Source organism: Streptomyces sp. DF42 (assembly GCF_058267695.1).
Map to the genome: position 1 here is coordinate 7,660,200 of NZ_CM177859.1, position 24,102 is coordinate 7,684,301.

Consider the following 24,102-nt stretch of genomic DNA (forward strand, 5'->3'; position numbering starts at 1 on the left):
TGAGACCTGCATCACGGATTACACGATGGCAGAGAGCCGCCCGGCAATGGTCCGGTGATGAGGAGGACACAGATGACGACGGCGACGGAGGCTTTCCGGAGCGCGCGGGACTTCCTGCTGGAGCACCGCGAGGACTACGCGAGGGCGTACGAGGGCTTCAGCTGGCCCCGGCCCGAGCACTTCAACTGGGCGCTCGACTGGTTCGACGTCATCGCCGACGGCAACGACCGGACCGCCCTGCACATCGTCGAGGAGGACGGCACCGAGGCCCGTGTCTCCTTCGCCGAGATGTCCGAGCGTTCGGACCGGGTGGCCACCTGGCTGCGCGAGCGGGGCGTCGCCGCCGAGGACCGGATCCTCGTCATGCTCGGCAACCAGACCGAGCTGTGGGAGACGGCCCTCGCGGCGATGAAGCTGCGCGCCGTCGTCATCCCGGCCACCCCGCTGCTCGGCCCCGCCGACCTGCGCGACCGCGTCGAGCGGGGCCGGGTCAGGCACGTGATCGTGCGCGCCGAGGACACCGCCAAGTTCGACGACGTCCCCGGCGCCTTCACCCGCATCGCCGTCGGCGGACTGCCCGAGGAGGGCTGGGAGCCGTACGAGGACGCGTACGTCGCCCCGGCCGAGTTCCTCCCGGACGGTCCCACCCTCGCCGACGACCCGCTGATGCTGTACTTCACCTCGGGCACCACCGCCCGCCCCAAGCTGGTCGAGCACACCCACACCTCGTACCCGATCGGCCATCTGTCGACCCTGTACTGGATCGGCCTGACCCCCGGCGACGTGCACTTGAACATCTCCTCGCCCGGCTGGGCCAAGCACGCCTGGTCCAACCTGTTCGCGCCGTGGAACGCCGAGGCGACCGTCTTCATCCACAACTACACGCGCTTCGACGCGAGCCGCCTGATGGCGGAGATGGAGCGCGCCGGTGTCACCACCTTCTGCGCCCCGCCGACCGTCTGGCGCATGCTCATCCAGGCCGACCTGACCGAACTGCGCACCCCGCCGCGCGAGGTCGTGGCCGCCGGCGAGCCCCTGAACCCCGAGGTCATCGAGCAGGTCCGGCGCGCCTGGGGCGTCACCATCCGGGACGGCTTCGGGCAGACCGAGACGGCCGTGCAGGTCGCCAACAGCCCGGGGCAGCGGCTCAAGACCGGCTCGATGGGGCGGCCGAGCCCCGGGTACCGGGTCGAGCTGCTGGACCCGGTGACGGGCGCGCCGGGTGCCGCCGAGGGGGAGATCGCCCTCGACCTGTCGGGGCAGCCCGTCGGCCTGATGACCGGCTACCACGGCGACCCGGACCGTACGGCGGAGGCGATGGCCGGCGGCTACTACCGCACCGGCGACATCGGTTCGCGGGACGCCGACGGCTACATCACCTACGTCGGCCGCTCCGACGACGTGTTCAAGGCCTCCGACTACAAGATCAGTCCCTTCGAGCTGGAGAGCGCGCTGCTGGAGCACGAGGCGGTCGCCGAGGCCGCCGTGGTGCCGGCCCCGGACGAGCTGCGCCTGGCCGTGCCCAAGGCGTACGTCGTCCTCGTCGAGGGCTGGCAGCCGGGTCCCGACACCGCGAAGGTGCTGTTCGAGCACTCCCGAGAGGTCCTCGCCCCGTACAAGCGCATCCGTCGTCTGGAGTTCGCGCCGCTGCCGAAGACCGTCTCGGGCAAGATCCGCCGGATCGAGCTGCGCGAGGCCACGGCTGCGGGTTCGGCGGACGAGTACCGCGAGGAGGACTTCCGGTGACCTCGGAATCGTCTCCCTCGTCGTACGCACACGGTACGAGCGGCACGAGCCTGCTCGGTGACACGATCGGCGCCAACCTGGACCGGGCGGTCGCGGCCTGGCCGGACCGCGAGGCGCTCGTCGACGTACCGTCCGGACGCCGCTGGACCTACGCCCAATTCGCAGCGGACGTCGGGGAGTTGGCGCGGGCGCTGGTCGCGAGCGGGGTCGCGAAGGGCGACCGGGTGGGTATCTGGGCGGTCAACTGCCCGGAGTGGGTGCTCGTCCAGTACGCCACCGCCCGGATCGGCGCGATCATGGTGAACATCAACCCGGCGTACCGCACTCACGAGGTCGAGTACGTCCTCAGACAGGCGGGGGTCTCCCTGCTGTTCGCCTCGCTCCGCCACAAGGCGAGCGACTACCGGGCGATGGTCGAGCAGGTGCGGGGCAGGTGCCCGCAGTTGCGGGAGACGGTCCACATCGGGGACCCGAGCTGGGAGGCGCTGCTCGGGCGAGCGGGCCCCGACGCCCCGTACGAGGAACTCTCCTGCGACGACCCCATCAACATCCAGTACACGTCGGGCACGACGGGCTTCCCCAAGGGGGCCACCCTCTCCCACCACAACATCCTCAACAACGGGTATTTCGTGGGTGAGGCGGTCGCCTACACCGAGCAGGACCGGATCTGCATCCCGGTGCCCTTCTACCACTGCTTCGGCATGGTGATGGGCAACCTGGCGGCCACCTCGCACGGGGCCTGCATGGTCATCCCGGCCCCCTCCTTCGAGCCGAAGGCCACCCTGGAGGCCGTCCAGCGGGAGCGCTGCACCTCCCTGTACGGCGTCCCGACGATGTTCATCGCGGAGCTGAACCTCGCCGGCTTCGCGAGCTACGACCTCACCTCCCTGCGCACCGGCATCATGGCGGGCTCGCCCTGCCCGGTCGAGGTGATGAAACGGGTGGTCGCCGAGATGCACATGGAGGAGGTCTCCATCTGCTATGGCATGACCGAGACGTCCCCTGTCTCGCTCCAGACCCGCAGGGACGACGACCTGGAGCACCGCACCGGCACGGTGGGACGCGTCCTGCCGCACATCGAGGTCAAGATCGTCGACCCCGCCACCGGAGTGACCCAACCTCGCGGCACCGCGGGCGAGCTGTGCACCCGCGGCTACAGCGTGATGCTCGGCTACTGGAACGAGCCCGAGAAGACCGCCGAGTCCGTCGACCCCGGCCGCTGGATGCACACCGGGGACCTGGCGGTGATGCGCGAGGACGGGTACGTCGAGATCGTCGGCCGCATCAAGGACATGATCATCCGAGGTGGCGAGAACATCTACCCGCGCGAGATCGAGGAGTTCCTCTACGGCCACCCGGGGATCAGGGACGTCCAGGTCGTGGGCGTACCGCACGAACGCTACGGCGAGGAGGTCCTCGCCTGCGTCATCCCGCACGACCCGTCCGACCCGCCGACCCTGGAGGACGTGCGCGCCTTCTGCGAGGGGCGACTGGCCCACTACAAGGTGCCGAGCAGACTCCAGATCCTCGACTCCTTCCCGATGACGGTGTCCGGGAAGGTACGGAAGATCGAGCTGCGAGAGAAATACGCCGGACACCAGTAGTCCGCCTCCTTGGGGGCGCGAGGCTGTATCGACGTCCCGCCGGGAGGCCCGGGCGCTCGGTCGGGTCGACCTGTGCGAGCGGGACGCGGGCGGCGGTGCCGACGCCGGACGGGGGTCGCCGGTCGGCCCGGCGGATGTCCGGGTAGCCGAGCCGGCGCAGACATACGGCGGCCGCCGTCACCGCGTCCCGGGCGGTGCGGATGGTGACCGGCTGGAAGGGACGGCGACGGATGGCGCGGGTGGGGGCGGCGACCTCCGTGCCCGCCCCGTCCGCGGAGGTCGGCCCGGCGACGGCGATCCGCAGCACCCTTCCGCACGAGCAGCCCAGCTCCGGCCGCGGCCACTGGTTGCCGCGGCCGTAAGAGCGGCACCGCGGGGTGACCCAGCCCTCCGCCCATGCCTGAGGGGTGACGGCCGTCGACGTCCCGTGCCGGGGGGATGGTGGCGTGACCGGCGCCCCGCACCGCAGGGACACGACGGCGCCGCGCAGAGGTGCTCGCGCCCGCAGGCCGGACAGCGCACCGAGACGGTCCTGGTCATGACTCACCTCGTCCGCCAGGCGGCCCCCGGCTTGCCCGTCCCTTGACGGCCTTCCCCCGCGCACTTACATTGCTTCCAGATAGTAGAAAAGTATTTCCGCTATGCGGAAATTAGAGGTTACAGGAAGTCGACACGGAAGAGCTCACCGCGGGGCGCGACGGGAGTGCGAATCCGACAGCCGAAGCAGGAGAACTCGATGGCACGTATGACCGCTGCCCGCGCGGCAGTTGAGATCCTCAAGCGCGAGGGCGTCACCAACGCGTTCGGTGTGCCCGGCGCGGCGATCAACCCCTTCTACGCGGCGCTCAAGGCGTCCGGCGGCGTCCACCACACCCTCGCCCGCCATGTCGAGGGTGCCTCGCACATGGCCGAGGGGTACACGAGGACCCACCCGGGCAACATCGGTGTGTGCATCGGCACCTCCGGGCCGGCCGGCACCGACATGATCACCGGGCTGTACTCCGCCATCGGCGACTCCATCCCGATCCTGTGCATCACGGGCCAGGCCCCGACCGCCGTGATCCACAAAGAGGACTTCCAGGCCGTGGACATCGCCTCGATCGCCAAGCCGGTCACGAAGATGGCGCTCACGGTGCTGGAGGCCGCCCAGGTCCCCGGCGCCTTCCAGCAGGCCTTCCATCTCATGCGCTCCGGCCGCCCCGGCCCGGTCCTGATCGACCTGCCGATCGACGTCCAGCTCACCGAGATCGAGTTCGACCCGGAGACGTACGAGCCCCTCCCGGTCTACAAGCCGGCCGCGACCCGCGCGCAGATCGAGAAGGCGATCGGCCTGCTCAACCAGTCCGAGCGGCCGCTGATCGTCGCCGGTGGCGGTGTCATCAACGCCGACGCGGCCGAACTCCTCGTCGCATTCGCCGAGTTGACCGGAACCCCGGTCGTCCCGACCCTCATGGGCTGGGGCGTCCTGCCCGACGACCACGAGCTGAACGCCGGCATGGTCGGCCTGCAGACCTCGCACCGCTACGGCAACGCGACCTTCCTGGAGTCCGACTTCGTCCTCGGCATCGGCAACCGCTGGGCCAACCGCCACACCGGCAAGCTGGACGTCTACACGGCCGGCCGCACGTTCGTCCACGTCGACATCGAGCCCACCCAGATCGGCAAGATCTTCGCCCCCGACTACGGCATCGCGTCGGACGCCAGGGCGGCGCTGGAGCTGTTCGTCGAGGTGGCGCGGGAGTTGAAGGCGGCGGGCAAGCTGCCCGACCGCTCCGCGTGGGCCGCCTCGGCACAGGAGAGGAAGGCGACTCTCCAGCGCCGTACGCACTTCGACGACATCCCGATCAAGCCGCAGCGCGTCTACGAGGAGATGAACAAGGCCTTCGGCCCCGAGACCCGGTACGTCTCGACGATCGGCCTCTCGCAGATCGCCGGCGCCCAGATGCTGCACGTCTTCAAGCCGCGCCACTGGATCAACTGCGGCCAGGCCGGCCCCCTCGGCTGGACCATCCCGGCCGCCCTGGGCGTCGCCAAGGCCGACCCCGAGGCGCAGGTCGTCGCCCTCTCCGGCGACTACGACTTCCAGTTCATGATCGAGGAGCTGGCGGTCGGGGCGCAGCACAGGATCCCGTACGTGCACGTCCTGGTGAACAACGCCTACCTGGGCCTGATCCGCCAGGCGCAGATCGGCCTGGACATCAACTTCCAGGTCAACCTGGAGTTCGAGAACATCAACTCCCCGGAGCTGGGCGTCTACGGCGTCGACCACGTCAAGGTCGTCGAGGGCCTCGGCTGCAAGGCGATCCGCGTGACCGATCCCGCCGAGCTCGGCGCGGCCCTCGAACAGGCCAAGAAGCTCGCCGCAGAGCACCAGGTCCCGGTCGTCGTCGAGGCGATCCTGGAACGGGTCACGAACATCGCGATGTCGAAGACGAACGACATCGGCAACGTCGTCGAGTTCGAGGAGATCGCCACCGAGCCGGGGCACGCCCCGACCTCGATCAGGCCGCTGAAGGTCTGACCCGGCACACACCACGAGGGCGGCCCGACCGGAAGGTCGGGCCGCCCTTGTGCCGTCTTCGGACCGCCGTCCTCGGGCGAGGCCCGCCGCCCCCGTGTCGGCGGGCCCCGCGTGAGATGAATGTGCCCGCGCGCGGGAGCGGTTGAAGCCTCCTGAACCATGTTCAGAGGTGGATTTGAGGTGTGCGCAGGCGTCCTACGTCCCGGGCAGTACGCGTGTTCTCACGCCTCCTCGTGCTGCTCCTCGTTCTGCTCCGCGTGATGTTCCGACAGGCCCGGCCAGTCGTCAGGGCCGCCGCCCTGCCACTCGATGAGGTCGCTGTCCTCGACGTCGGTGACGTAGAGATCGGCCAGCCGCAGGATCTCGCCCACGTCGTCCACGTGCGTGGCGATCCCCAGCGTCTCGGCGCCCTCCGTGACCCGCCGGGACCCGTCCAGGGCCGGCGAGTGCACCACGATGTGCGGATGCTCGGTTGGATGTGCCATGTCTTCAGGCTCCTGCGGAAGGTGCCGCTCCGCACCCCGGAAGCTCCGTACTCCGAGAACACGAAAGGCGCCGGATGCGGGACCGTCCGCATCCGGCGCCTGACGCCCCGGTGGGTTGTGGCCGTCCGGCGGCGCGAGGCTGGGCGCGACAGGACGTTCGCGCCGCCGGACGGAGTCTGTGCGGCTGGGACCGCGGCGGATGCGAGGGGAACCGGTGGCGTCCTTCCCTCAGGTCGAGAAGGGCGCCTCGGAACCTTCACCACCGCACTGGCTCGCACGCCGCCGCGGTCCCGGTCCTGCCCGAACGCCGCCGGACCACCCCTCATCCGGGTCCAACGCCGTTACGGGCGGCTTGAGTCGAGGCTCAGTCCTCGCGCAGGGCGCGGACCGCCTCCTCCACACGCCTGCCGTACTCCGGGTCGGCGGCGTGGAAGTGGGCCAGGTTCTTCTCGATCACGTCGTCGCGGGAGACCTGGGAGAGGCCGCCGGCGATGTTGGCGATCAGACGGGACCTCTCCTCGGCGGACATCAGGCGGTACAGCTCGCCCGCCTGGAAGAAGTCGTCGTCCTTGGTGTGCAGGGGCGCCTCGTGGGTGCCCGAGTGGCCGGTCAGCGCCAGCGGGGCCGCCAGGGGGCGGCCGGTCTCCACCGGGCCGTCGTACGAGTTCGGCTCGTAGTTCTTCGCCGCGCGTCCCTGGGAGTTGGTCGCCATCAGGCCGTCGCGGCCGTAGTTGTTCGCGACGGTCGCCCTGGGCGCGTTCACGGCCAGCTGTGTGTGGTTGACGCCCAGGCGGTAGCGGTGGGCGTCCGCGTAGGCGAAGAGGCGGCCCTGGAGCATCTTGTCCGGCGACGGGCCGATGCCCGGGACGAAGTTGTTCGGGGAGAACGCGGCCTGCTCGACCTCGGCGAAGACGTTGTCCGGGTTGCGGTCGAGGACCAGCCGGCCGACGCGCTGGAGCGGGAAGTCCCGGTGCGGCCACACCTTGGTGAGGTCGAAGGGGTTGAAGCGGTAGTCGGCCGCCTCCGCCGCGGGCATGACCTGCACGTAGAGCGTCCAGGACGGGTTCACGCCCCGCTCGATCGCCTGCAGCAGGTCCGTCTGGTGGGAGTTCGCGTCCTTGCCCACGATCTCGGCGGCCTGCTCCGAGGACAGGCTGCGGACGCCCTGGTTCGTCTTGAAGTGGTACTTGACGAAGAAGGCCTCGCCGTCGGCGTTCGTCCACTGGTAGGTGTGCGAGCCGTAGCCGTTCATGTGGCGGTACGACGCCGGGATGCCGCGGTCGCCCATCAGCCAGGTCACCTGGTGCGTGGCCTCGGGGGCGTGCGCCCAGAAGTCCCAGACGTTGTCCGGCTCCTGGCGGCCCGTGAAGGGGTCGCGCTTCTGCGAGTGGATGAAGTCCGGGAACTTGAGCGGGTCCTTGATGAAGAACACCGGGGTGTTGTTCCCGACGAGGTCGTAATTGCCCTCTTCCGTATAGAACTTGACCGCGAAGCCGCGCGGGTCACGGACGGCGTCCGCGCCGCCGAGCGAGTCGGCCACGGTCGAGAAGCGCAGGAATACCTCGGTGCGCTTGCCCACGGCGCTCAGGAAGTCGGCGTGGGTGAACCCGGCGACGTCGTCCGTCACCTCGAAGTAGCCGTAGGCGCCGGAACCACGGGCGTGCACCACACGCTCCGGGATGCGCTCGCGGTTGAAGCGCGCCAGCTTCTCCAGGAGGTGCTGGTCCTGGAGGAGGAGCGGGCCGCCGATGCCGGCGGAGGCTGAGTTCTGGTTGTCGGCGACCGGGGCGCCGGACTCCGTGGTGAGAGTTCTCGCCGTGAGCACGCGCTTCGACATCGTGGACCTTCCGTGCGGGTGTCAGCGGAAAACTATTTCCGCTTTGTGGAGCCTAGATTCGGAACGTGCCGAGCGTCAACAGTTTGTTGAAGTGGTTTCCGGGCGACGCCACCGCCTGGGCGCGACAGGACAGATGTCAGCGGCGGCGCCGCCCGGAAGCTTTGTGGCGCCTGGATCAGACCTGGGCGCCGGAGAGGCGCTCGACGGCCCGCAGCAGCGCCGAGTGGTCCAGGCCGCCGTCGCCCTGCGCTCGCAGGCCGGCGACCAGCTGGGCGACCACGGCACCGACCGGCAGGGCGGCGCCGACATTGCGGGCGGCGTCCGTGACGATGCCCATGTCCTTGTGGTGCAGGTCGATCCGGAAGCCCGGCTTGAAGTCGCGGCCGAGGAAGTTGTCCTTCTTGCGCGTCAGCACGGTCGAGCCCGCGAGGCCGCCGTTGAGTACGTCCAGGGCGGCCTTCAGGTCCACGCCCGACTTCTCCAGGAAGACCACGGCCTCGGCGCACGCCTGGATGTTCACGGCGACGATCAGCTGGTTGGCGGCCTTCACGGTCTGGCCCGAGCCGTGCGGACCGCACAGCACGATGGTCTTGCCGAGAGCCTCGAGGATCGGCTTCGCGAGGTCGAAGTCGGCCTGCTCGCCGCCGACCATGATCGACAGTACGGCCTCGACGGCGCCGGCCTCACCGCCGGACACGGGGGCGTCCAGGACGCGGATGCCCTTGCCCTCGGCCGCCTTCGCCAGGTCGACGGAGGTCTGCGGGGTGATCGAGGACATGTCGATCAGCAGCGCGCCGGAGCGCGCGTTCTCCAGGATGCCGTCGGGGCCGTACGCGATCGCCTCGACCTGAGGCGATGCCGGCACCATCGTCACGATCACGTCGGCGTTCCTCACGGCCTCGGCGATGGACCCGGCCACGGTGCCGCCGGCGGCGGCGAGGCGGTCCAGCTTGTCCTGCTCCAGGGTGAAGCCGGTGACGTCGTGACCCGCCTTGATCAGGTTCTCGGACATGGGGGAGCCCATGATGCCGAGGCCGATCCAGGCGATCTTGGGGTGGATGCTCATGATGGGGGTGCCTCTCTGACTGCTGTGCTGCGTCTGCGAATTGGTGCCGGTCGGTGCGATCCGGCCCGTCCGGCGTTTGAGGGCGGGGCCGTTCAGGCCGAAGCGGAGTCCGGGGGCGGCGGCCCTCGGGGACGGCAACGTCAGCGCGCGGCGCGGGCCGCGAACGGCAGCCACTCGAAGGCCTCGGCGCTCGGACGGTCGCCCGGCTTGTACTCCAGGCCGACCCAGCCGTCGTAACCCGCCTTCCTCAGCTGGTCCAACAGGTCCTCCAGCGGCAGCGTCCCCGTGCCCGGCGTTCCGCGTCCCGGGTTGTCGGCGATCTGCACGTGGCCGGTCTTCGCCGCGTACCGCTCGATCACCGACGGCAGGTCCTCACCGTTCATGGACAGGTGGTAGAGGTCCATCAGGAAGCGCGCGTTGCCCAGCCCCGTCGCGTCGTTCACCTTGTCGACGATTCCGACCGCGGCCGGTGCCGACACCAGCGGGTACAGCGGCGACTCGGGCTTGTTCAGCGCCTCGACGAGGAGAATCGCGCCGATCCGGTCCGCGGCCCGGGCCGCGAGGGTGAGGTTCTCCAGGGCCAGTGCTTCCTGGTCGGCCGGGTCCACGCCCTCGACGCGGTTGCCGTACAGCGCGTTGAGCGCCGTGCAGCCCAGGGCCTGGGCGAAGTCGGCGGCCACGTCGATGTTGGCGCGGAACCTGTCCGACTCCTCGCCGGGGATCGACAGGGCGCCGCGGTCCGGGCCGGGCAGCTGCCCCGCGTAGAAGTTCAGGCCCGTGAGCTGGACGCCCGCGTCCTCGATCGCCTTCTTCAGGGCGTCGAGCTCGGACTGCTCGGGGGTGGGGGAGTCGACCCAGGGCCACCACAGCTCGACCGCGGTGAAGCCCGCCGCGGCGGCGGCCGCGGGGCGCTCCAGGAGCGGGAGTTCCGTGAAGAGGATCGACAGGTTGACGTTGAAGCGCTGGTCTGCGGCTGTGCCCGAATCAAAACCCGGCATCTGGGTCGGCGCTCCCTTCTGTGGCGTCTCAGTGCTTCCGTATATTCCATAATCCGGAAAGTCGTTTCTGCTTAATGGAAGACTGCCTGGGGCGGGGGAGAGCTGTCAAGGCCGTCGGCACAAAAAAACGCCCCCGCGCCGGATGCGCGGGGGCGTGTCGAAGAGGCTGATCAGAGTGCGTCCACGGCGCTCACCTGCCAGCCGTCGGACGTGTGGTTCATCGTCATCCGCACCCGGTTCAGGTCCAGCCGGGAGCCCGAGACCTGGGTGCTCTGCGTGACCTGGTTGACGAAGAGCAGGACCGTGACCTTCTCCGGTGACGCCGACGCGACGGAGGCAGCGGCGACCGTCGCCTTCACCACCCCGTGGTACTTCTCCGCCGTCGGCCCGACCACACTCGCCGTCGTCTTCCCGTACTCGTCGCGGAAGTGCCCGGTCAGGTGCGTACGCGCCCGCGCGAAGTCGCGGTCCAGATGCCGGTAGTCGTACGACAGCACGACCGGCGCCGCAGTCCGCGCGGCCGTGAGCGCCTGCGCCCGGGCGCTCTCCGTGCGCCGCTCCTGCGCGTACTGCCACCCGAGCACCGACGCCGCGACCAGGCCCACGGCCAGCAGAGCGCCGACCACAGCGATGGGCAGCCACCGTCGGGACGCAGGTGCTGGGGCCTCTTCCTCACGGGGCTCTTCCTCGAGCGCCTCTTCCTCAAGGCCCGCTTCTTCAAGGCTCTCTTCCTCGGGGCCCCGGGGCGACGGCTCCGGAGTCAGGGGCTCCACCCGTTGGGTGCGCCTGGCCGCCGCTCGGGCGGCCGCGTTCATCGCGCGGCTGCGTACGGTCGGGTTCGCCATGGTCGTACTCCTCACTGGTGGGGCGGGTCAGCCCACGAACTCGACGTCGGAGGTGAGCCAGCGCCCGCCCCGGTACACCAGGTCGAGCTGCAGCCGATAGGTGCGCGCCTCCCCCTTGGGCACGGCGGAGTTGGTCACCTTGCTGTCGGCGACCACCAGGACGCGGGCTGAGCGAGTGGTTGACCGGACGATGCCGGCGTCGAGGACCTGCCCCTCGGACACGGACCTGTTCTCGGCGACCAGCTTGGTCAGGTCTTGCGTCTGCGCACTGAACTGCTTCTTGAAGTCGCCGGTGGCGCCCTTGAGGACGTTCGTGCTGTCCCGGTCGTAGTGCCGGTAGTCGAGCGAGGTGAAGTTCAGCGCGGACTGGCGGGCGGCGGACAGGACGTCCTGGCGCCTCGTCTCCCTCTCGTGGTCGTCGTAGACGCGGAGGCTCAGCCAGAGCGCTGCCGCGGTGGTGAGGACGGTCGCCACGACGAGTCCGACCGTGAGCGCCCTCCCGTTCAGGCCATCGGTCCAACGAGCAGCCATTGCCACGACTCCTTTCCGAACACCGTCTGCTGGCCGCCTGTCGAGCCGATCTCGACGGGCCTTCCGTCCGGGCCGGTCGCGGTGCCGGTCTCCGGGTCGTACGGCGTGACATACGCCGCCTGGTTCGCGCCGCCCGAAGCGGAGCGTGCGCCGGGGGCGTTCTGCGCACCCCGTACCGAGGTCTTGCCGCCGCGCGGGGCGGTGCAGCGCGCGTCGGTGTTCGCCGCGCGCCTGCCGGTGTCCGAGGGATCGCGCCAGGTCGTGCCGTACCCCTGGGTGCAGGCAGGCGGGTCGTCGGCGTTCACCACCAGGCCGAAGTGGAACGTCCCGTCGCCCGGGACGACCGTGTAGCTGCCCGAGACCAGCGCCGGGAAGGTGACGAGCGCCTGCTCCACGCCGGGCAGGTGGGCCAGGGTGACCTGGCCTCCGCTGATCAGGTTGGCGAGGAGGACCGAAAGCTGCGGACCGGTCGACTTCAGCAGGGAGTTGACCTCCTGCGCGGCCGGCGTGGAGTTGCCGATCAGCTTGCGCAGGTCGCCGTCGCTCGACTTCAACTGCTTGGTGAGCAAGGCCAGATCGTGTGCGAACGACTTGATGGACGAGCCCTGGTCGGCCTGTGTCTTGAGGACCTTCCGGGAGTCCTCGATCAGCGAGATCGTCTGGGGCAGCGAGTCGGACGCCGACTCGACGAGCGCGTTGCCGGAGTCCACCAGCCGGCTCAGGTCCGGTCCCGTGCCGTCGAAGGCCTTGCCCAACTCGTCGACCGTAATCCGCAGATCGTCCTTGCCGACGGAGTTCACCAGCCGGTCGAGACTGAGGACGAGCTCGGTCGTGGGCAGCGGCACGCGCGTGCTGCCGCGCGGGATCGCGCTGCCGTCGAGGAGGTACGGGCCGTGGGAGGTCCGCGGCTGCAGATCGACGTACTGCTCGCCCACCGCCGAACGGTTCGCGACCACGGCAAGGGTGTCCGCGGGGATGCGCGGCGCGCCGTCCTCGATGTCGAGGGCGACCGACACTCCGCCGTCGCCGGTCAGCCCCAGCTTGCCGACGCGCCCCACCGGCACCCCGCGGTAGGTGACCTCGGCGCCCGGGAAGACACCCCCGGAGTCGGCGAAGTCGGCCCGCACCGTGTAGCCGCGGTCCAGGACGTCGTCCACCAGGCCCGTGTACTCGGCGCCGACGTACGACACCCCGACGGCGGTGACGGTGGCGAAGGCGAGCAACTGCGCCTTGACGGTACGGGTGATCACGGCTGGACCCCCTTCAGCATCAGCTCGGCGAGCGCGAGGTCGATCCCCTCGGGCGGCTTCGCGTTCGTGGTGTAGCTGCTCGTGCACACCGGCGGGCAGAGCGGCCCGCCGCCCGAGGGGGCCGACGGCGACGACGGCAGCCCCGGTGTGCTCGGCAGCGGAGTAGGCGTCGGCACGCTCGGCAGGTCCGGTGGATCCGGCAGATCCGGTACGCCGGGGGTGCTCGGTGTCGGCGAACCGCCCTTGCCCCCGCCGGAGTTGCCGCCCGCCACGTTGCCGTAGAGGTCCGCCAGATCGAGGTCCGCGGTGAGGTGCAGGTTGACGTAGTCGCCCTTGACGGCCTCCGTGGCATTGCGCGGGAACGGGTAAGTGGTCAGCATTTCGAGGGAGTTGGGCAGATCGCTGCCCGCCTTGTTCAGCTGCTGCAGGATCGGCCGGAGCTTTACGAGGTTGGCGACCGTGTCGTCGTGCGAGGCCTCGACCACCTTCGTGCCCGTCCTGCCGAGCTTCGACAGGGAGGTGAGCATCTTCGTCAGATTGCGCCGCTGGCCCGCCAGCACCTTCAGCGCGGGCGGCATCGTGTCGACGGCGTCGGCGATGGTCTTCTTCTCCTTGCCGAGCCGCCCCGCGAGCCGGTCGACGGCCTTGATGGCGCGGACGATGTCCGCCTTCTGCTCGTCCAGCCCACCGACGAACGTGTTCAGCTCCTTCAGCAGCGACCGGACACGGTTCTCCCGGCCGTCCAGGGCCTTGTTCAGCTCCACGGTGATCGTCTTGAGCTGGGCCACGCCGCCGCCGTTGAGCAGGGCGGACAGTGCGGACAGCACCTCCTCGACCTCCGGGTTGCGGCCGCTGCGGGACAGCGGGATGCGGTCGCCGTCGCGCAGCCGGCCCACGGGGGTGGTGCCGGCCGGGGCGGCGAGCGCCACGTACTTCTCGCCGAGCAGGCTGGTCTGCCGCAGCTCGGCGACCGCGTTGCCGGGCAGCTTCACCGAGTCGGCGACCCGCAGCCGTACGCGTGCGTGCCAGCCGTCCAGCCGCACCTTCTCGACCGCGCCCACGGTGACGTCGTCGACCTTCACCGCCGACTGCGGCACGAGATCGAGGACGTCGCGGAACTCGACGGTGACGTGGTACGCGTGACCGTCCGCGGCCGCGCCACCGGGCAGTGGGACGTCGTACCAGCCGTTGAACTCGCAGCCGGACATCAGCAGCGAACCGACCGCCGCCCAGGCCACCGTCCCGGCCTTTCTCCGCACGCTCATGCGCTCGCCCCCAGGATCCCGCCGAGCGTTCTGTCGGTCGTGCCCGTCACCGCGGTGCCCTGCGTGGGCACTTCGGGCAGGGAGTCGAACAGTTTCTTCAGCTCCTTGCAGTCGGGGTTCTTGCCGCCTTCGTCGCCCGCCGTTCTGAGCAGGGAGCACAGGAGAGAGGCCGGATCCTGCGCCTGCCGGGCGTTGTTGCGGGTGTCGAGGGTGCCGGAGGACGGGTTGTAGGCGTTGTTGAGGTTCGACAGACCCGTGGGGGCCACCGCCAACAGCTCGTCCAGCGCGGCCCGTTGGGTGACGAGCACCTTGGTCACCTTGCTCAGGCCCCGCACGTCCGAGGTCAGCGCCTTCTTGTTGTGCTTCACGAAGGAGGACACGTCGCCGAGGGCCGTGGCGAGGTTCGCGAGTGCCGCCGCGAGGTCCTTCCGCTCGCCCGACAGCTGCTGCGCGACCTTGGCGAGGCTGGTGTCGAACGACCGCACGCTCTTGTCGTCGGCCGCGAGCGCCGCCGTGAACACCTGCAGGTTGCGCACCGTGCCGAACAGGTCCGTACGGCCGCCGGACAGCGTGGTGACCGCCTGCGAGAGGTCCTGGACCGTCCGGTTGAGGTTCTCGCCCTGGCCGCCCAGGTTGTCGGCGCTCACCCCGAGCAGCCGCGACAGGGAGCCGTCCTTGTTGGCGCCCTTGGGGCCGAGCGCGTCCGCCGTGGTGTGCAGGCTGTCGAAGATGCGGTCCAGCTCGACGGGCACGGCGGTGCGCTTCTCGGGGATGACGGCACCGCTGCGCATGACCGGGCCCTTTCGGTACACCGGCAGCAGTTGCAGGTAACGGTCGCTGACCACCGAGGAGTTGATGATCGCGGCCTTGGCCTCGGCGGGCACCTTGCGCCCCGCGTCGTACTCGAACTCGACGCGCACCCGGTCGCCCTCGGGCGTGATCCTCCCGACCTCGCCGATCCGTACGCCGAGCACGCGGACGTCCGAGCCGGGGTAGATGCCGACGGTGCGCGGGAAGTACGCGGTGACGTGGACCTTCCCTGGGCGCGGCCACAGCACGTAGGTGAGGGCGGCCACCAGGGCCAGTGCGGTGAGCATGGCCACCCGCCTGGTCAGGCGGCTCTTTGGGCGCTTCACCGGTCGCCTCCCGTCCGCGGTGTCACCGGAGCGGCGACGAGGTTCTGGACGTAGGAGTCGAACCAGCGGCCGTCGCCGAGGGTGTTGGTGAAGAGCCGGACGTAGGGCGCGAGCAGCCGCACGCTCCGGTCGAGACTGGACTGGTTGCGTTCGAGCATCTGCACCACACGCTCCAGGCCCTTCAGCGCGGGCCCGATCTCCTTGTTGTTGTCGTCGACCAGACCGGACAGCTCGATGCCGAGCGCGGCGGAGGTCTTCAGCAGTCTGTGGATCGCCGTCCGGCGTTTGCCGATCTCCTTGAACAGCTTGTCGCCGTCCTTGATCAGGGCGGTGAAGTCCTCGGAGCGGTCGGCGAGTACGCCGGTCGTGCCGTTGGCGTGGTCGAGGAGTTCGCCGAGGGCCTTGTCGCGCGAGGCCACCGTGCGGGAGATCCGCGACAGGCCCCTGATGGACGCGCGCACGTCGGCGGGCGAGTCCTGGAAGGTGGTGGAGATGGTGTCCAGGGCCTTTGCCAGCCGCTCGGTGTCGACCTTCTCCGAGGTGGTGGTGAGGTCGCTGAAGGCCTGCACGACGTCGTACGCCGCCACCGTGCGCCGCAGCGGGATCTCGCTGCCCGGCTTCAACTGGCCCGTCCCCTTTGGCTGCAGCGCCAGATACTTCGCGCCGAGGATCGTCTTCACCCGGATCGACGCGCCGGTCCCGGTGCCGAACGCCGGATCGCCCTTGACCTTGAAGGTGACCTTGACATGGTCGCCGTCCAGGTCGACGTCCTCGACCTTGCCCACCTTCACCCCGGCGATCCGCACCTCGTCGCCCGGCTTGAGACCGCCCGCCTCGGAGAAGGCCGCACTGTACGTCTTTCCGCCCCCGATGAAGGGCAGGCTGTCGGCGTTGAACGCGGCCACCGTCAGCAGCGCGAGGACGGTGAGGCCCACGGCGCCGATGACGACGGGGTTGCGCTCGCGGAACGGGGCGAGACGCGGGCGCCCGATCCGCGGGAGCCTGATGCGGGGCGGGTCGATGCGGACCTTCACGAGCGGCTGCGGCTTTCGCGGGCGCGGTGGCCGGTGGGGGAGCAGCCGTATCTTCGGCAGCCGTATCCGCGGCAGCTTCGGTGGGTCGATGCGGACCTTCACCAGCGGCTGCGGCTTTCGCGGGCGCGGTGGCCGGTGGGGGAGCAGCCGTATCTTCGGCAGCCGTATCCGCGGCAGCCTCGGTGGGTCGATACGGACCTTGACCAGGGGTTCCGGGCGGTTCTTCCGGGAGACGCGGGTCATGAGCCGCACCTCGCCCTCGCCACGTGCATGTCGGGGCTCAGCACCTGCTTCGTCTTCGGCAGCACGATCCGGCCGTCGAAGTCGCAGAGGTAGAAGTTGAACCACGAGCCGTAGGACGCGGTCCCCGTCAGTGCGTTGAGCTTGTTCGGCAGCCGCTTCAGGACGCCCTCCACGGTCTTCTCGTTGTCGTTCAGCGTCCCGGTGAGGTCGGTCAGCCGGGCGATGTCGTCCTTCAGCGGCGGCCGCGCATCCGTCAGCAGCCCCGAGGTGGCGTCCGTCAGGTCGCCGATGTTCGTCAGCGACTCGCCGATGGGCTTGCGGTCGGCGGACAGACCGGAGATCACCCTGCGCAGCTGCTTGAGCAGCCCGGAGAAGCGGGCGCCGCGCTTGTCGAGCGTCGCCAGCACGGTGTTGAGGTTGTCGATCACCGACCCGATCAGCTTGTCGCGGCCCGCCAGCGTCGTGGTGAGCGAAGCCGTGTGCGCCAGCAGGCTGTTGACCGTGCCGCCCTCGCCCTGCAGCGTCCTGATGATCTCGGTGGCGAGCTGGTTGACGTCCTGCGGGCTGAGCGCGGCGAACAGCGGTTTGAAGCCGTTCAGCAGGGCGTTGAGGTCGAGGGCGGGCTGGGTGCGCCGCAGCGGGATGGTGGCGCCGGGCCTCAGCCGGGTGCCGTCGCCCGCGCCCTCGGTGAGGGCGACGTAGCGCTGCCCGACCAGGTTCCGGTAGCGGATGACGGCGTGCGTGCTGGTGAGCAGCGGCCGGTCCGCGCTCGCGCTGAAGCTGACCTCCGCCAGCGTCCGGTCCTTGATCCGGATGCCCTCGACCTCGCCGACCCGCACTCCGGCGACCCGGATGTCGTCGCCCTTCTCCAGGCCGGTGACATCGCTGAAGACGGCACGGTACGTGTGCTCGGGGGTGGAGGAGAGGTTGACGATGGTGGCGGCGAGCAGGGCCGTCGCCACCACCGTCACCAGGGCGAAGAGGCTGAACTTGACGAGGGGGGCCGCGGTCTGCCGGGCTGCCGACGTCTTCATGCGACGCTCACCGCCGTCCCGCGTGCCATCGGCCCGAACAGCAGCGTCACGACCGGCGGCACCTCGTCGGCCGGCACGCCCAGCACCGGCGACACCAGCGAGCCCACGGCCCGCTGCTCGGACCGGGTGGCGGACACGCCGAGCGGTCCGGACGAACCGCCCTTCTGGGAGCCGTCGTTGAGATGGACGCCGGGAGCCGGGACCGAAGGGTTCGGCAGATCACGGCAGTCGGGGCCCGAACGGTCGCCGTAACGCGGCTCCTCGCCGGGTCGGTACGCCCCCCGCTGCCGTACGACCTCGAGCGTGATGTGCATCCTGCCGCCCCGGAAGGCCTGGTCGGAGGCCTGTTCCTCGTGGACCAGGCCGGACAGGAGGCAGGGGTACTCGGGGGAGTAGCGGGCGAAGAGCTCCAGCGTCGGGCGGGAGACCCGGCCGAGGGTGATCAGCCGGTCGCCGTTCGCGCCGAGGAAGTCGTCGGCGGTGTCCGCGGCCGTCGCCGTCGTGGTGAGCGCGGACGCGAGCCGGTCCCGCTGCTCGACCAGGGTGCGGCTGGTGGTGACGGTGTTGCGCAGGACCTCCATCAGGTCCGGCGCCGCGTCGCCGTACACCTCCGCGACATCGGCCAGACGGGCGAAGTCCTCGGTGAGGGACGGCAGATGGGGATTGAGGCGGTGCAGGTAGTCCTCCACGCGGGTGAGGTTGTCGCCGATCCGGTCGCCGCGCCCTTCGAGGGCGTTGGCGAAGGCGGAGAGCGTGGCGTTGAGCTTGCCGGGCTGCACGGTCCGCAGCAGCGGCAGCAGGTCGTTCATCAGCTGCTGCATCTCGATGCCCACGCGGGTGCGGTCCTGGGGGATGACGTCGCCGGCGCGGAGGGGCCGGGCGGTGGAGTGGGCGGGCGCGACCAGGTCGACGTACCTCTCGCCGAACAGCGTCTTGGGCAGCAGGCGTGCCCGCACGTCGGAGGGGATGCCGGCGACGTACTGGGGCTTGAGCGCGATGTCGAGGGTCGCCTTCGTCCCGTCGGCGTGCACCGAGCGCACCTCGCCGACCAGCAGTCCGCGCAGCTTGACGTCGGCGCGCGGGTCGAGCTGGTTGCCGAGGCGGTCGGCCTCCAGCGTGATCCGCACGGCCGGGGTGAACACCTGCCGGTACACGGCGACGGACAACGACAGCAGCACCGCGAGCACGGCGATGAACACCAGCCCGTACAACCGCAGTCTCAGCACCCTCATACGGTTCACCCCGCAATCCGTACGGTCGTGTTGGCGCCCCAGATCGCGAGCGACAGGAAGAAGTCGAGGACGTTGATCGCCACGATCGAGGTGCGCACGGCGCGGCCCACCGCGACGCCGACGCCCGCCGGGCCGCCGCTCGCGTAGTAGCCGTAGAAGCAGTGCACGAGGATGATCAGGACGGCGAAGACGAGCACCTTCCCGAAGGACCACAGCACGTCGACCGGTGGCAGGTACTGCTGGAAGTAGTGGTCGTAGGTGCCGGCCGACTGCCCGTAGTAGCCGGTGGTGATGGTCCGGGCGGCGAGGTACGAGGACAGTAGCCCGATGACGTACAGCGGGATCACGGCGACGAACCCGGCGATCATCCGGGTGGTCACCAGGAACGGCAGCGAGGGCACGCCCATGACCTCCAGGGCATCGGTCTCCTCGCTGATCCGCATGGCGCCGAGCTGGGCGGTGAAGCCTGCGCCGACGGTCGCGGAGAGCGCGAGTCCGGCCACCAGGGGTGCGATCTCGCGGGTGTTGAAGTACGCCGACAGGAAGGCCACGAAGTTGGAGGTGCCGAGCTGGTTGAGGGCGGCGTAGCCCTGCAGTCCCACCTCCGTGCCGGTGAAGAAGGACAGGAAGGCGATCACGCCGACCGTGCCGCCCACCACCGCGAGGGCGCCGCGGCCGAAGCTCACCTCGGCGAGCAGCCGCAGGATCTCCTTCTTGTAGCGGCGCACGGTGCGGCCGGTCCAGGCCAACGAGCGGCCGTAGAAGGAGAGTTGGCTGCCCAGCCCCTCCAGACTCTTCAGGAGTGCCATGCCTCAGCCCCTCTGCGGGACGACCTGGAAGTACACCGCGGTCATCACGAAGTTCGTCACGAACAGCAACATGAAGGTGATCACCACCGACTGGTTCACGGCGTCGCCCACGCCCTTGGGACCGCCCTTCGCCGTAAGTCCCTTGTACGAGGCGACGATCGCCGCGATCGCCCCGAAGACGAGTGCCTTGATCTCGGCCGCCCACAGGTCGGAGAGCTGGGCGAGGGTGGTGAAGGAGGCGAGATAGGCGCCCGGAGTGCCGTTCTGCAGAACGACGTTGAAGAAGTAGCCGCCGGCCACGCCCACCACCGACACCAGGCCGTTGAGCAGCACCGCCACGACCATGGACGCGAGTACGCGCGGCACGACGAGCCGGTGGATCGGATCGATGCCCAGCACCTGCATCGCGTCGATCTCCTCGCGGATCTTCCGTGCCCCCAGGTCCGCGCAGATCGCCGTGCCGCCCGCGCCCGCGATCAGCAGTGCGGTGACGATCGGCGAGGCCTCGCGCAGCACCGCCAGCACGGACGCTGCCCCGGAGAAGGACTGGGCGCCGAGCTGCCGGGTGAGGCTGCCGATCTGCAGCGCGATGACCGCCCCGAAGGGGATGGAGACCAGTGCGGTCGGCAGGATGGTGACGCTCGCGATGAACCAGGCCTGCTGGATGAACTCCCGTGCCTGGAACGGCCGTCGGGGCATCGTCCGGACGACGTCCAGCGCCATCGCGAACAGGTTCCCGGACTGCCGCAGCGCTCCGGTCGGCGACACTCTCATACGTCCGCCACCGCCTTCCGGCGACGCAGCTCCGCCTCGCGCTCGGCGATCGCGTCCCAGCGGGGCGGCCGGAGGATGCCTGGGCCCGGCAGCAGGCGGGGAGTCAGAGCCTGATTGCCGGGAGTCTGCCGGGTGCCGGTGCCGCCGAGCGCGGCCAGCTCCTGCTCGACCTGGGCGGCGTCCTTCTCCTCCGCCATGCCGATCGGGCCCTGCATGCGCCCGTTCAGGAACTGCCGCACGACCGGCTCGTCACTGGTCAGCAGCTCCTCGCGCGGTCCGAACATCACCAGTTCGCGCCGGAACAACAGCCCGATGTTGTCCGGCACCTGGCGCGCCGAGGCGATGTCGTGGGTGACGATCAGGAAGGTCGCGTCGATCTGGGCGTTGAGGTCGACGATGAGCTGGTTGAGATAGGCGACGCGGACGGGATCGAGCCCGGAGTCGGGCTCGTCGAAGAGGATGATCTCGGGATCGAGGACGAGGGCCCGGGCCAGCCCGGCCCGCTTCCGCATCCCGCCGGAGATCTCACCGGGGAGTTTCGGCTCCGAGCCGATCAACCCGACCATGTCCATCTTGTCCAGCACGATGCGCCGGATCTCGCTCTCGGACTTACGGGTGTGCTCGCGCAGCGGGAACGCGATGTTGTCGTAGAGATTCATCGAGCCGAACAGCGCGCCGTCCTGGAACAGCACACCGAAGAGCTTTCGCACCTCGTACAGCTCGTGCTCGCGCAGCCGTGTGATGTCCCGCCCCGCGATCCTCACGCTTCCGCGGTCCGGCTTCAGCAGCCCCACGAGCGTCTTGAGGAACACCGACTTGCCCGTGCCGGAGGGGCCGAGCAGGACCGAGACCTCCCCGGCGGGCAGCGTCAGCGAGACGTCCTGCCAGATGACCTGGTGTCCGAAGGACTTGGTCAGCCCTTCCACACAGATCTCGACACCCATCCGTTGCACCCTTCGGCCCGTGAAACAGCTCCGACATCTGCTCTACGGGGAGGGACGGGGCGTCCGTCGCGGGAAAAGGGAAATTTTTTCGGGGGTGGGAGGGGGAGCGCTCGGGTCACCCGTCCCGGCGGCCTCAGGAGCCGTCTGTCCCCGCTGGTGGCTCGGGGGAGCTTCTCGGCATTCGTGGGAGGGCCGGGGCGGCCTGTGGGAGCGCCCGCGAGGCGAATTGCTTTCGGGCGGGTCCACGCGAGTCGGCTCGGGAAGGCCCGCGGGATCGGCTCGGGGGGCCGCCGGATCGGTTCGTGCCGGTCCAGGACCGGCTCGGGCCCGGTCTACGGGACCGACGGGAGCACGCTCAGGGTCGGAGTCGGGAGGGAGGCGGATGGCGGGGAGGGGACAGCCGAGTCGGCCGGCGCCGAAGGCACGTCGGGCAGGTCCGTCACCTTCGGCAGCGCGGGAACCCCGGAGACCTTGGGTACCCCGGGCACCTGCGGCACCGCAGGCGCCGACACCTCCGGCAGGGGCGGCACGGACAGCGGTACGGCCCGCGATCCGTCGCCGGACGGGCCGGCCGTCCGGTGAGTGGCCGTCGTGGCGGAGGGGCCGGGTGACCGCCCGGTGCGGGCCGTGCCGGTGGCGTCGGTCCGCAGGGCTCCCGGGCCGGGAGCCACCGACGGACGCGGCGCCGTCGCGCCGCCGCCCCCGTCCAGCGCGTACGGCAGCACCAGGCCCGCCACCGCCAGTGTCGCCGCCGTCGACGCGACCGCCACGGCCTGTGCCTTGCCGCCGGCCTTGAGGCGCCCCCGGCCCAGCAGGAACAGGGCGAAGCCGAGCGTCGCGGCCAGTGAGTTGCGCAGGGTCCGCCGGGCCCGGGCCAGCAGCGACTCGACCGTGCGGTAGCTGAGCCCCATCTTCACGGCGACCTGGCCGACGTCCAGGTCCTCGGACTTCAGCCACAGTGCCTCAGCCTGCCGGGCGGGCAGCTCACCGCTGCGCACCGCCAGCCACTTCGCCTCCGCCCGGTCGCACACCGCCTCCTCCACCGGCACCGGACCGGGCGCGATCAGCGTCGGGCTGACGCGGACCTCGGTCTCGCGGTTGACCTGGCGGTACCGGTCGACACACAGCCGCATGGTCACCGTCGTCAGCCACGCACCGAGCCGCGCGTCGTCCAGATCGGGCCGTTCCGCCGCACGCAGCATCGCCTCGTGCACGGCGTCCTCGGCGTCCTCCTGGCTCATCGACCTGCGCCGGGCCACCTTGAGCAGCTGCTCGCGGTGGCTCCACATGCGCTGCCAGCGCTCGTCGGCGGCTTCCATATCCGCAGGCATCTCCGTCGCCATGAGGGCCCCTTCGCGCTCACCCGCCGGACAGGCCCTGGTCCCGGACCGGCGGGTGGCGACATTACCGCCGGGTAGCCGCGGTTGTGGAGAGGGAGGAAGCCATCGAGTCCGCGCCGTTACTGGTCAGAGGCCGGTGCTGGGGAGGACGTCACCGACGGGAAGGTCGATGCTCGGGGTGGGTACGGGCGCGACGGGTTCCGACGATGTCCCGGACGCCGAAGGGGAGTTGGAGGGCGTCGCAGAGGCCGGCGCGGGGGACGGGGAGGCGCTGGGACGAGGCTTCGGCGTCGGCTTCGGCGCGGATTTCGGATGAGCGGACTTCGGGCGCTTCGAGGGCCGCGCGGTCGCCTCCGCAGTGCCGGAGCCGGAGCCGTGACCGTCCGGCACCACCCGGTGCCCCTCCAGGAGGTACGCGTACCAGGCCCGCACCGTCCGCAGATACGCCGCCGAGTGGTTGTAGCCGAGGATCGCCGCGTCCAGCCCGGAGGCCTCGGACAGGTCACGCCCGCCCGCACACAGGTACCGCCCCGCGGCGAGCGCCGCGTCGAACACGTTGTCGGGGTCGGCCCGCCCGTCGCCGTTCCCGTCCGCACCCCACCGCGCCCACGTCGACGGGATGAACTGCATCGGCCCCACCGCCCGGTCGTACACCCCGTCCCCGTCGTACGCACCACCGTCCGTGTCCCCTACGACGGCGAAGGCGCCGCCGTCCAGCCGCGGACCCAGGATCGGCGTCGGCGTCGTACCGTCCGAGGTCACCCGGCCGCCGCCCGCCTGTCCCGACTCCACCTGGCCGATCGCGGCCAGCAGTTGCCAGCGCAGTCCGCAGCCGGGTGCGGTGCGGGCGAGTTCCGCCTCGGCGTCCCGGTAGGCGGCGAAGACGGTGGCGGGCACCGCGCCGCCGGCCACCGATGCCGTGCCCGGTCCCGCGTCCGCACCCTTGTGCCTGCGCGTGAGCGGCGGGAGATCGGTGCGGTACGGAGTGCCACCGGACACGCTCGTCCCGTGCTCCGCGGTCTCCCGGGCCGGCACGGATGCCTGCGCCTCGGCCGCCCCCGGTGCCTGCGACGCCGTGAGCGCGGCCATCGCCGCCGCCGCGACCGCCGTACCCCTGACGCGTCTGCCCCTCTGCCCTGCCATGTCTTGTTCCCCTCCCTGTGACTGTGAGCTGCTCTCGACTGCTCTACGGGGCCGGGCGGCACGTCCGTCGCTGCGCTCAGGGCCTGTCCGGCGGATCAGGCCGACGTTGCGGGCCCTGGCACGCGCTCCCCCACTGCCTCAAGGGCGTGAGTGGACCCCCATTGCGTCGACTCCCTCCTCCGCCCCGCAACTGCACGCACCAGACCCCGCTCGGGGCGGCCGTCAGGCGTTCCCCGTAGTCGGCCCGAGCCGCCGGGCAGGCCCT

The 24,102-nt window shown here is 70.5% G+C and carries 20 protein-coding genes; 3 read left to right on the plus strand and 17 right to left on the minus strand.

Features of this window, described 5'->3' with window-relative positions; translation table 11 throughout:
- The first annotated feature begins 72 nt into the window (after nucleotides 1–72).
- From ACYUED_RS35100 to gcl, 3 genes are all read left to right on the plus strand, one after another.
- The gene (locus ACYUED_RS35100) at nucleotides 73–1,746 is read left to right on the plus strand and encodes an AMP-binding protein (protein WP_491288614.1); all 1,674 of its coding nucleotides are present in this window, start codon (nucleotides 73–75) and stop codon (nucleotides 1,744–1,746) included.
- A complete protein-coding gene (locus tag ACYUED_RS35105; RefSeq protein WP_491288615.1) occupies nucleotides 1,743–3,350 on the plus strand; it encodes an AMP-binding protein in 1,608 nt (535 codons plus the stop codon). Before ACYUED_RS35100 ends, ACYUED_RS35105 begins: the two co-directional genes overlap by 4 nt.
- A gap of 736 nt (nucleotides 3,351–4,086) precedes the next feature.
- Nucleotides 4,087–5,871, plus strand: coding sequence for a glyoxylate carboligase (gene gcl, locus ACYUED_RS35110; RefSeq protein ID WP_491288616.1), 1,785 nt, complete (start codon nucleotides 4,087–4,089; stop codon nucleotides 5,869–5,871).
- A 221-nt stretch (nucleotides 5,872–6,092) separates the two neighbouring features.
- On the opposite strand, the gene ACYUED_RS35115 is transcribed toward gcl, so the two are convergent.
- The 17 genes from ACYUED_RS35115 to ACYUED_RS35195 form a co-directional block, all read right to left on the minus strand.
- A complete protein-coding gene (locus ACYUED_RS35115; RefSeq protein WP_491288617.1) occupies nucleotides 6,093–6,356 on the minus strand; it encodes a hypothetical protein in 264 nt (87 codons plus the stop codon).
- A gap of 364 nt (nucleotides 6,357–6,720) precedes the next feature.
- Nucleotides 6,721–8,193: a catalase gene (locus ACYUED_RS35120; protein WP_491288618.1), complete on the minus strand. Its 1,473-nt coding sequence runs from the start codon at nucleotides 8,191–8,193 to the stop codon at nucleotides 6,721–6,723.
- Nucleotides 8,194–8,368: 175 nt separating this feature from the next.
- The gene (locus ACYUED_RS35125) at nucleotides 8,369–9,259 is read right to left on the minus strand and encodes a 2-hydroxy-3-oxopropionate reductase (RefSeq protein WP_491288619.1); all 891 of its coding nucleotides are present in this window, start codon (nucleotides 9,257–9,259) and stop codon (nucleotides 8,369–8,371) included.
- A gap of 140 nt (nucleotides 9,260–9,399) precedes the next feature.
- Nucleotides 9,400–10,257 (minus strand): TIM barrel protein, encoded by an 858-nt coding sequence (locus ACYUED_RS35130; protein WP_491288620.1) that lies wholly within the window; start codon nucleotides 10,255–10,257, stop codon nucleotides 9,400–9,402.
- Between the two features lie 170 nt (nucleotides 10,258–10,427).
- Nucleotides 10,428–11,102 carry an Rv1363c family protein gene (locus ACYUED_RS35135; RefSeq protein ID WP_491288621.1) on the minus strand — a complete coding sequence of 225 codons (675 nt, stop codon included), beginning with the start codon at nucleotides 11,100–11,102 and terminating at the stop codon, nucleotides 10,428–10,430.
- A 27-nt stretch (nucleotides 11,103–11,129) separates the two neighbouring features.
- Nucleotides 11,130–11,633 (minus strand): Rv1363c family protein, encoded by a 504-nt coding sequence (locus ACYUED_RS35140; RefSeq protein ID WP_491288622.1) that lies wholly within the window; start codon nucleotides 11,631–11,633, stop codon nucleotides 11,130–11,132.
- Nucleotides 11,606–12,883: an MCE family protein gene (locus ACYUED_RS35145; protein WP_491288623.1), complete on the minus strand. Its 1,278-nt coding sequence runs from the start codon at nucleotides 12,881–12,883 to the stop codon at nucleotides 11,606–11,608. The genes ACYUED_RS35140 and ACYUED_RS35145 overlap by 28 nt, the downstream gene beginning before the upstream one ends.
- On the minus strand, nucleotides 12,880–14,148 hold the full coding sequence (locus tag ACYUED_RS35150; protein ID WP_491288624.1) for an MCE family protein: 1,269 nt from the start codon (nucleotides 14,146–14,148) through the stop codon (nucleotides 12,880–12,882). Before ACYUED_RS35150 ends, ACYUED_RS35145 begins: the two co-directional genes overlap by 4 nt.
- Nucleotides 14,145–15,245, minus strand: coding sequence for an MCE family protein (locus ACYUED_RS35155; protein ID WP_491294573.1), 1,101 nt, complete (start codon nucleotides 15,243–15,245; stop codon nucleotides 14,145–14,147). Before ACYUED_RS35155 ends, ACYUED_RS35150 begins: the two co-directional genes overlap by 4 nt.
- A 35-nt stretch (nucleotides 15,246–15,280) precedes the next feature.
- Nucleotides 15,281–16,306 (minus strand): MCE family protein, encoded by a 1,026-nt coding sequence (locus tag ACYUED_RS35160; protein WP_491294574.1) that lies wholly within the window; start codon nucleotides 16,304–16,306, stop codon nucleotides 15,281–15,283.
- Nucleotides 16,307–16,557: 251 nt separating this feature from the next.
- Complete coding sequence (locus tag ACYUED_RS35165) at nucleotides 16,558–17,595, minus strand: MCE family protein (RefSeq protein ID WP_491288625.1); 1,038 nt, start codon at nucleotides 17,593–17,595, stop codon at nucleotides 16,558–16,560.
- Nucleotides 17,592–18,827 carry an MCE family protein gene (locus tag ACYUED_RS35170; protein WP_491288626.1) on the minus strand — a complete coding sequence of 412 codons (1,236 nt, stop codon included), beginning with the start codon at nucleotides 18,825–18,827 and terminating at the stop codon, nucleotides 17,592–17,594. Before ACYUED_RS35170 ends, ACYUED_RS35165 begins: the two co-directional genes overlap by 4 nt.
- A gap of 5 nt (nucleotides 18,828–18,832) precedes the next feature.
- Nucleotides 18,833–19,636, minus strand: a complete 804-nt coding sequence (locus ACYUED_RS35175; protein ID WP_491288627.1) for an MlaE family ABC transporter permease — start codon at nucleotides 19,634–19,636, stop codon at nucleotides 18,833–18,835.
- 3 nt (nucleotides 19,637–19,639) lie between these two features.
- Complete coding sequence (locus ACYUED_RS35180) at nucleotides 19,640–20,410, minus strand: MlaE family ABC transporter permease (protein ID WP_491288628.1); 771 nt, start codon at nucleotides 20,408–20,410, stop codon at nucleotides 19,640–19,642.
- Nucleotides 20,407–21,354: an ABC transporter ATP-binding protein gene (locus tag ACYUED_RS35185; RefSeq protein WP_491288629.1), complete on the minus strand. Its 948-nt coding sequence runs from the start codon at nucleotides 21,352–21,354 to the stop codon at nucleotides 20,407–20,409. Before ACYUED_RS35185 ends, ACYUED_RS35180 begins: the two co-directional genes overlap by 4 nt.
- 332 nt (nucleotides 21,355–21,686) lie before the next feature.
- The gene (locus tag ACYUED_RS35190; RefSeq protein WP_491288630.1) at nucleotides 21,687–22,697 is read right to left on the minus strand and encodes an RNA polymerase sigma factor; all 1,011 of its coding nucleotides are present in this window, start codon (nucleotides 22,695–22,697) and stop codon (nucleotides 21,687–21,689) included.
- A 123-nt stretch (nucleotides 22,698–22,820) separates the two neighbouring features.
- Complete coding sequence (locus ACYUED_RS35195; RefSeq protein WP_491288631.1) at nucleotides 22,821–23,837, minus strand: lytic transglycosylase domain-containing protein; 1,017 nt, start codon at nucleotides 23,835–23,837, stop codon at nucleotides 22,821–22,823.
- Nucleotides 23,838–24,102: the final 265 nt, after the last annotated feature.